Annotated in this window: 8 protein-coding genes; 1 reads left to right on the forward strand and 7 read right to left on the reverse strand. The window is 32.5% G+C overall.

Annotation, left to right across the window (positions count from 1 at the left end; genetic code table 11):
* Positions 1–167: 167 nt before the first annotated feature.
* From pruA to EKG35_RS19930, 7 genes are all read right to left on the reverse strand, one after another.
* On the reverse strand, positions 168–1799 hold the full coding sequence (gene pruA / locus EKG35_RS19900; protein ID WP_126296289.1) for an L-glutamate gamma-semialdehyde dehydrogenase: 1632 nt from the start codon (positions 1797–1799) through the stop codon (positions 168–170).
* 476 nt (positions 1800–2275) lie between these two features.
* A complete protein-coding gene (locus EKG35_RS19905; protein ID WP_126296290.1) occupies positions 2276–2653 on the reverse strand; it encodes an SET domain-containing protein in 378 nt (125 codons plus the stop codon).
* Between the two features lie 234 nt (positions 2654–2887).
* A complete protein-coding gene (locus tag EKG35_RS19910) occupies positions 2888–3568 on the reverse strand; it encodes a DUF3169 family protein (protein WP_185807839.1) in 681 nt (226 codons plus the stop codon).
* Positions 3565–3771: a helix-turn-helix transcriptional regulator gene (locus EKG35_RS19915; RefSeq protein ID WP_126296292.1), complete on the reverse strand. Its 207-nt coding sequence runs from the start codon at positions 3769–3771 to the stop codon at positions 3565–3567. The genes EKG35_RS19910 and EKG35_RS19915 overlap by 4 nt, the downstream gene beginning before the upstream one ends.
* Positions 3772–3948: 177 nt before the next feature.
* The gene (locus EKG35_RS19920; protein WP_126296293.1) at positions 3949–4992 is read right to left on the reverse strand and encodes a site-2 protease family protein; all 1044 of its coding nucleotides are present in this window, start codon (positions 4990–4992) and stop codon (positions 3949–3951) included.
* Positions 4993–5319: 327 nt separating this feature from the next.
* Entirely contained in the window at positions 5320–5892 is a 573-nt protein-coding gene (locus EKG35_RS19925) for a hypothetical protein (protein ID WP_126296294.1), read from the reverse strand.
* Between the two features lie 282 nt (positions 5893–6174).
* Positions 6175–7062, reverse strand: coding sequence for a DMT family transporter (locus tag EKG35_RS19930; protein WP_246020515.1), 888 nt, complete (start codon positions 7060–7062; stop codon positions 6175–6177).
* A 197-nt stretch (positions 7063–7259) separates the two neighbouring features.
* Between EKG35_RS19930 and EKG35_RS19935 the strand changes: the two genes are divergently transcribed.
* Entirely contained in the window at positions 7260–8138 is an 879-nt protein-coding gene (locus tag EKG35_RS19935; protein ID WP_126296295.1) for a LysR family transcriptional regulator, read from the forward strand.
* Positions 8139–8433: the final 295 nt, after the last annotated feature.

Consider the following 8433-nt stretch of genomic DNA (forward strand, 5'->3'; position numbering starts at 1 on the left):
ATATAATACTCGAAGAGTGTTTTTACCCCAAATAAGTCGGTTAAATACCCAATAATCTATTAAAATTACAAAAGACCTTCAGAATAAGCCCATTCTGAAGGTCTTTTGTCAACAACCTGAAGGGACGTCTCACACTTTTATGAGACGTCCCTTTTATATACTATAAATTATTCTTCATCCATAAATGGATATGCGATATCTGTAGTTGGTGCAAAGTTTTCTTTAATAACGCGAGGAGTTGTCCAACGAATCATGTTGAATACAGAACCTGCTTTATCGTTTGTACCAGAACCACGAGAACCACCAAATGGTTGTTGGTTAATCATTGCACCAGTTGGTTTGTCATTGATGTAGAAGTTGCCAGCTGCGCCAGATAAACGTTTTTCTAAGTGCATAATCGCTTGACGATCTTGTGCAAAGATAGCACCTGTTAATGCGTACATAGAAGCTGTATCTACTGAATCTAATGTTTCTTCTAATTTATTATTATCATAAACATAAATTGTTAATACTGGTCCAAAGATTTCTTCTACCATTGTTTTGAAGTTTGGATTTGTTGTTACGATGATTGTAGGTTGAATGAAGTAACCAACTGAATCATCATAAGTACCACCAGCAATAATTTCTGCTTCTTCAGATGCTTTTGCATATTCGATATAGCTTGTAATTGAATCAAATGCAGCTTTATCAATTACCGCACCCATGAAGTTTGTAAAGTCACGAGTATCCCCAACTTTAAGTTTTGCAGTTTCTTCAATTAAACCAGCTTTTACTTCTTCCCATAGGCTAGCTGGGATGTAAGCACGTGAAGCTGCTGAACATTTTTGACCTTGGTATTCAAATGCACCACGAACAAGGTTAGCTACGACTTTGTCTGCTTGAGCAGTTTCGTGAGCAAATACGAAGTCTTTACCACCAGTTTCCCCAACTAAACGAGGGTATGATTGATAGTTTGCAATGTTCTCCCCAACTGTTTTCCAAATAGTTTGGAACGTTGCTGTTGAACCAGTAAAGTGGAATCCAGACATACGAGGATCTGTTAATACTATTTCTGAAACTTGTGAACCACGAGATGGTACGAAGTTGATTACACCTTTTGGTAGACCTGCTTCTTCTAAAATACGCATAAAGTAATAGTTTGCTAGAATAGAAGTTGTTGCTGGTTTCCAAACAACTACGTTCCCCATCATTGCCGGAGCTGATGGTAAGTTACCACCAATTGCAGTGAAGTTAAATGGAGAAATCGCTAATACGAAACCATCTAATGGACGGTAATCTAGACGATTCCAAACATTTTTCATACTATCTGGTTGGATTTGATATACTTGGTTAGCATAATCAACACCAAAACGTAAGAAGTCTGCTAATTCTTGTGCTGAATCGATTTCAGCTTGGATAACTGTTTTTGATTGCCCTAACATAGTAGCAGCATTCATAACGTCACGGTAAGGACCAGAAATTAAATCAGCAGCTTTTAAGAAGATCGCTGCGCGGTGTTCCCATGGCATATTAGCCCATGCTTCTTTAGCAGCCATTGCTGCTTCAACAGCATCACGCAACTCTTTTTCACCAGCTTCTGAATAGTTAGCTAAAACATGTTGATGATTATGTGGCATAACTACTTGCTTCACTGTGTTTGTTTTTATATTTTCACCATTAATAATCACAGGGATATCCACTACGATACTAGATTGGCGTTGTAATTCTGCTTTTAATGTTTCTCTTTCTTTTGTACCTGGAGCATAAGTATTACCAGGTTCATTCTTAGGTGTTGGGATTTTAAAAATTCCGTTGCTCATTATTTCACATTCCTTCCTGATGATTAAATACTCTGTCATTATATCATAGACATATCCGTCTATATTGATAAATTATAACATACTTATTCTATTTTTTTACCTTTCAATTCCTTTACATTTTTTAGCAGAATTAAAGTTGAGCCTAGTATTATCTAATAAATCAAAGATTGCATAAATTATTAAATCCTTGTTAATTTTTTGACAAATTATCACCTAAGCATAAAACACTTATCTTAAAGCTAAAAAAATTATTGCAATAACCTATTTTATGTTTAATTTTAAGAGGTATATTCTGCTATGGCAGTAAACCTAAACAATATTCTAGTAAATTAAAAAAGCGTTAATCCTACTCCCTGGATCAACGCAACGGTAAGCCACAAATCATACTTCCTAACAGATAATATTTAAACATAAATAGTTTACACTTCATTTAAATCCTTTATCACGGCAACCAAACTAATCGGAAGTAATACTTTTTATTCTTGATCAAACCATAAAAGCTCTTTATCATCAACATCGCCGTTATAATTAATTAGAATCTCTTCTCCTGCTTTAATATCTTTAAAAGCATAGAAGTCAAAAGTATGATTATTGAAATTAATTTCATAAATCGCATTCGGTTCATAGGAATGATTAAACAACATTCCATAACCAAGAAGAATTGCAGTATGGTTTATTCCGTATTCAAATGCATAATCTGCGAGTATAGTTTGCTCAATGTATTGATGCTGGTCGTTTGGATAAGATATAACAGGGGCTTCATGAATAAGTACCCCTTTTTTAATATCACAAGTAGCAAATACCCCTCTATTAAATTCTCCGTTACTTATCTGAGATGTCTTTATTTCAATAATTTTAATCGCCTACTTACTTTTTAATTTTCTTTATTACTTTAACATTAAATTGAACATATAGCTCCTTTTACCCTTTTTAATTTACAAAATAGACTTCCTTTATAAATCAATAAGATTAATTCTAATTAGAATAACTCTTTTTTCAAACCCGCTCAACTGGACTAAAATTTAGTAAACAATTTAAGTATCGTCATATTCCCAACCCTCTCTACGCTAAATTACGTTCCAAAACGATTACCTCTTAGGTTTTAAACTAAGAGCGAAATATGTTTGAATAAATAATAAAATACAACCGATTCCAACAATGCTTATTAATTGTGACTGCTCTGTAAAGATGGAATAGAACATTAATCCAAATCCTAATAATATTAGCAATAAAATTAACCAATAGTATAACTTATACAAGCCTTTTAACATTAGATATTTTTCACCATCATCAAAGCTATCAAAAAGTTCTTTTTGGTAAGTTGGCGAATGTGGATCTGGAAGTTCAAAATTAGGATTCGAATAACGTGTTAAATAACTAACAAGCACTAGGCCAAGAAATGATGCAATAAAAAGACAAATTGAATATAAGACTATTTTGGGGTAATAATCACGAACAAGCATAAATCCTGATATAAAAGAAACAAACGAAATAGAAAATGCAACTTGCACCCAAATTACAGTGCTATAAGATTGCCTCTCCACAAGTAATAAACGCTCATCCTCTTCCTCATCGCTCATCTTTTTTACACCGTTTACTTGAACAAATACCCCGTAAAAACTGGCTATTATTAAGCAAAGTAAACAACTGATATTGGCCAAAACCAATAAATTATAAGTAAGAGTTTGTTCTTTTATAAAACCCAACCAATTACTCAAGGAATATAGAAATATAACGAGCAATGAAATTGGTAATAAAAACTTCTTCACAATAATTCCTCCTCTGAAAGAATAAATACATCTTCAACTTTTTCATTAAATACCTTTGCAATTCTCACCGCGATAAGTAAAGAGGGCATATACTCTTCCCTTTCAATTAGACTAACAGTTTGTCTAGATATCTTTGCTCGTTTTGCAAGCTCTGACTGATTTAACCCATCTCTCGCACGAAATTCTTTGAGTCGACTTTTCACTTTCAACACCTCTAATAAATTGTATGTAAAATTTTCCACTTTGACAACTATTATAGTCAAAATGACCATCTTTATTTTCATACAAAAACCGTGCTACAAATTTTTTGTAACACGGTTAAATACTTTTATAACTTTCTTGAATTAAACTATTCCATTAATAAATTAACTATCGTTAAATCATTCCATAATTCTTTTCATTTCCTCGGACTCCATGATTATAGAATTTCCAAAGTAAGTACTTGCCGCTAAAAATACAACTAACCCCATATAAATTACAAATAATTTTAGCTTTGTTTTATTGTCGGTTTTATAATATGCTGCCTTTCGTTCGAATTCATTCTTTATTTTATGAACCTGTTCATCGAAGCGTAATAGGAATTCATCTATAATCTCTCTATCTTGCTCTTCTGTAGTTTCCAATTCTTCTACTTTATTTAAAATATTAAATGTCTCTCTCAATTGTTCGTTTAAAATATCCTTTTTAAACGAACCTGCATAATATGTAAAATTACTAACTGATGCTCTTTCAGAATGTTCTCTTAACAGATTGTTTGTCGTAATATAGGATGATACTTCCTTTTTATCTTTCGCAAGATTTTTTTGTTGCTGATAAATTCTATACCACTCCATCGCACCAATTATTGTTATGATAAATCCTAATATACTAAAGTTATAGATTGAATATCCAAGGAGTATGATTAATCCTACCGCCCATAATTTTGTGCTAATCCCAGCAGCAATCCGTCCTCCATCTAAAGGTGTTATGGGAATTAAATTAAATAAATTCAATAATCCTCCTAAAAAAATAACAAGCGCCCAAAAAGGATCCTCACTATAAAAATACAGTGGAAATGCTGGCAAAAACGCAAGAAGTCCGAAAACCGGCCCCATATAAGCTAAATACGCTTCATCTTTAGCACTCTTTGGCATTTCTTTCATAGCAATGGCGGCTCCAACAAAAGGTATAAAAATAGCTGGGCTTACTGGTAATTTAAGTCTTTTCGCAGCATATGTATGTCCCATCTCATGTATAAATATTAAATAGACGAATGCAACAGCGAATTTCCACCCATATATTAGTGCATACATCCATAAATAAATAGCCATACTAATTAATGTTTGCAGCTTTAATACCTTCAAAATGACTAGAACAAATTTAAATTTTGATAAAACTAATAAACCTAATGTAATAATTACTCCCCAAGCTTTTTTATTCTTCAACGTTTACTCCACCTCAAATTCATAATGTTTGAATACTAATCTATAACCTTTAGTCCGACGAACGTTACTGCATAACTATTGTGAATGCAGATTGCCCTTCCGTTATAATTCAAAATTCTATTAGAATGGATAAATATGAAGACACTAACACCTTATAAGTCTCAAAATATATGAAGATATCGATATACACAATTACAAAAAATCCCAAGAAAAAACTCAGTTCTTTATTATTAGAACCAAGCTTAATATCTTTCCTTTCATAACACCTAAATTATTATCCTAATATTTCAGCCTTAGCATTTAAAGAGATCCTTCTCAAATTTCACATTATCCAATTGTTAAAGCATAAAAAATAGCAAACATAATAATGGCGAAGCCAAATACAATTCCAAGAACAATACTAATTATGTTCCATTTCCTATTATAGGTCTTAAAATCCTCTTCAGTTGTTCCTCGGTCAACCTTACGAATATGCAATAACATTGTAGTGTTCAATAAAATTAATAAAAGGATTAATAATCCACTAAAAAAAAGTAAATCTACTTCCATAATCGTCTTTGAATTAAGATTAAAGAAATATTGAAAAAAGAATAAAACACATAAAAAGATACTCCATATTCGATTACTTTTTCTTTGTTTTATCCACTCTTTCCCCATCTTGCTCTTTTCATAAATGTTTACTTGTTCAAAAATAGGAATGAATGATTTTGTTGAAGATCCTTTCACCATACTCAAAATTACTTGAATAAGCATCAGAATACCCACTAATAAATATTGAGTTGAAATTGTTATGTTAACATTGTTAATAAATACAAAATATAACATAAGCATAGTTATAAATAATAAATTAGTTACAAGCATTTGCTTCTTTCTCATTGCCTTTAGTTCAGTTGTATCCATCTCCGTCCCCCTAGAAAATAGGAATATACCAAAATAACAATATGATGAAACTAAATCTGCTCATTTTACTCTTTGAAAATATTGTCCTAATCCAATTATACAATATGTGGAAAATAATCCAATGATAACTACACTATTACTTCCATAATCTTTGAAATCGTTCGTTTCTATTAAATAATAAAACATCTCCCCTCTAGACTATCATTGAAGGAAAGATGCTTATAATTAGAATTTAATAATCTACCATTATCTTAATAAAACTTTAGTTACTTACCAAAAACCTTATTCACTCGAGACTTTTTCTTGTCCTTTTTGCCGAAACAATTCTCCAAATGCTGCACCTCCTAGAATCAACACAGCTCCTGCTACTTGAACAAGACTTAACTCTTCTCCTAAAATTGCAGCTGAAAAAATCAGTGCCGAAAGAGGCTCCAAATATCCAAGAATTGACACTGTCTGTACAGGCAAACTTCCAATAGAAGAAAAGTAAAAATAGCACCCGATTCCAGTACTTGCAACACCTAAGACAAGTATAGGAATCAAATTTCCATCCGAAATGTTAACTGAAAATCCTTGTTTTAAACCTATAAAAATTGCCACCGTTATAAAGCTTATAACTAACTGACACATAGCATTTTCAAGTCCCGTTATACTGCTTGCCTTTTTATTAAAAATAACCATAATAGCATACGTGATTGCCGATAACATCCCTAAAATTAATCCCCAAGAAATTTTCCCCTGAACAAAAGCTTGCCCGTTTACACAAAGCATCCCCAATATTACAGCAAGAAATCCAACCACTTTAGCACTTGTCATTTTCTCCCTAAAAATAAAGGGAGAAAGCATCATGACGATAACAGGGCCACAATAATAAATAAGTGTGGCTATACTTACACCAATCTGTGCAAATGCTTCAAATAAAAATATCCAGCTTGCTCCCATCGCAACCCCGGAAATAACTAAATACAGTAAATGTGATTTATTTCCCCAAAACTGTAATTTTTGCTTTGACAGGAAAAATACTATAATGAGAAAAATGCTTCCAATCAAAGTCCGTAAATAAACAATTTCATAGCTATTCAATAAAATATAACTTGCAACAATTCCGTTAGAGCCAAATAACAGTAATGCGACTACATATTTTACATAAGCATTCTTCAATATACCCACCATACTTCCTTCCTACTTCATTTTATTTGTGAATAACAGGTGGAATGTATTCCTGCAGGAGTGTTATCTAAATCCACCTAATTTTGGTATTCAAGCTTGAATTTTCAATAGCAATAGATTAGCATAGCTTTACATATTACAAAACCGAATGTTTCTCATGTTATCTATGACAAATTAGAATGTTAAAGGTGGAAGTTATGAATATCCAAAAATATATCGCATTTGTTAAAGCAGTAGAATATGGAAGCTTTACAAAGGCAGCTCAAAGCTTAAACTATACACAGTCTGGCATCAGCCGTATGATTAGCGATTTAGAAACGGAATGGGGAGTTTCTCTTTTGGAAAGAGGACGAGGAGGTATTAGTTTAACTTCAGATGGCTTAAAGTTATTTCCTCAATTAAAGAGAATCTGTAATGAGCACGAAATTTTAATGATGCAACTCGAGGACTTACATGATATACAGTCCGGGATGATACGTATTGGAACGTTTTCAAGTGTGGCAACCCACTGGCTTCCCAATATGATTAAATTCTTTAGGAAGGATTATCCAAATATTGATTTTGAATTGCTGCTAGGGGATTATACAGAAATAGAGAATTGGATTATAGAAGGACGAGTTGACTTTGGATTTTTGCGGCTACCATCAAAAGAGCAATTTGAAACAATCTTCTTAGAGCAAGACCGTTTACTGGCAGTGATTCCTGAAGATCATCCACTAGCTAATTGCGAAAAGTTTCCAATCAGCGAGCTACTAAACAGACCATTTCTGCTATTAGAAAAAGGGGCAAAAGCAGAAATCTCCGAAATTTTTGAGAAGCATCAAATATCACCGCAAGTTCATTTTACAACATGGGACGACTATGCCATTATGTCGATGGTGGAAAATGGTCTAGGGATTAGCATACTACCAGAATTAATTTTGCAGCGCATCCCTTACCAAATTATTGCGAAAGAACTCGAAATCCCTGCCTATAGAAATATAGGAATTGCTATGCGAGAGCAAAAATCACTTTCACTTGCAGCCAAAAAATTTTTAGAATATGTATCTTTTAGAAAAAAAACTAAAAAAGTGTAATCTATGAAATCAATTATTATCCAAGTTGGATTAATTCCCGTTTTAAATAGGCCTCCCAATTTAAGAAATACATCAAGCTAATTAAAGTTCCCAGAAAAATAAAAACTAATAATTTATAATAAAGTTCGTTTAAAATTCCTGTGTTGAAAAAAACGCAGGATTTTCTCTTATTTCACAAAACCAGCTAATAGATTGTCAATAAAAATCTTTTAAATTAAAAATCGCTTCATGCTATACTAAAAATGCACAACTCAAGTAACCCTCCGAATCTAATTTGGAAGGTTTTTGTTTTATT

The sequence above is a fragment of the Lysinibacillus telephonicus genome (assembly GCF_003966145.1).
Classification (GTDB): domain Bacteria; phylum Bacillota; class Bacilli; order Bacillales_A; family Planococcaceae; genus Ureibacillus; species Ureibacillus telephonicus.

Coding starts and splice junctions, on each gene's coding strand:
- EKG35_RS19925 (WP_126296294.1), bottom strand. CDS start 5,892: ATGGATACAACTGAACTAAAGGCAATGAGAAAGAAGCAAATGCTTGTA.
- EKG35_RS19935 (WP_126296295.1), top strand. CDS start 7,260: ATGAATATCCAAAAATATATCGCATTTGTTAAAGCAGTAGAATATGGA.
- pruA (WP_126296289.1), bottom strand. CDS start 1,799: ATGAGCAACGGAATTTTTAAAATCCCAACACCTAAGAATGAACCTGGT.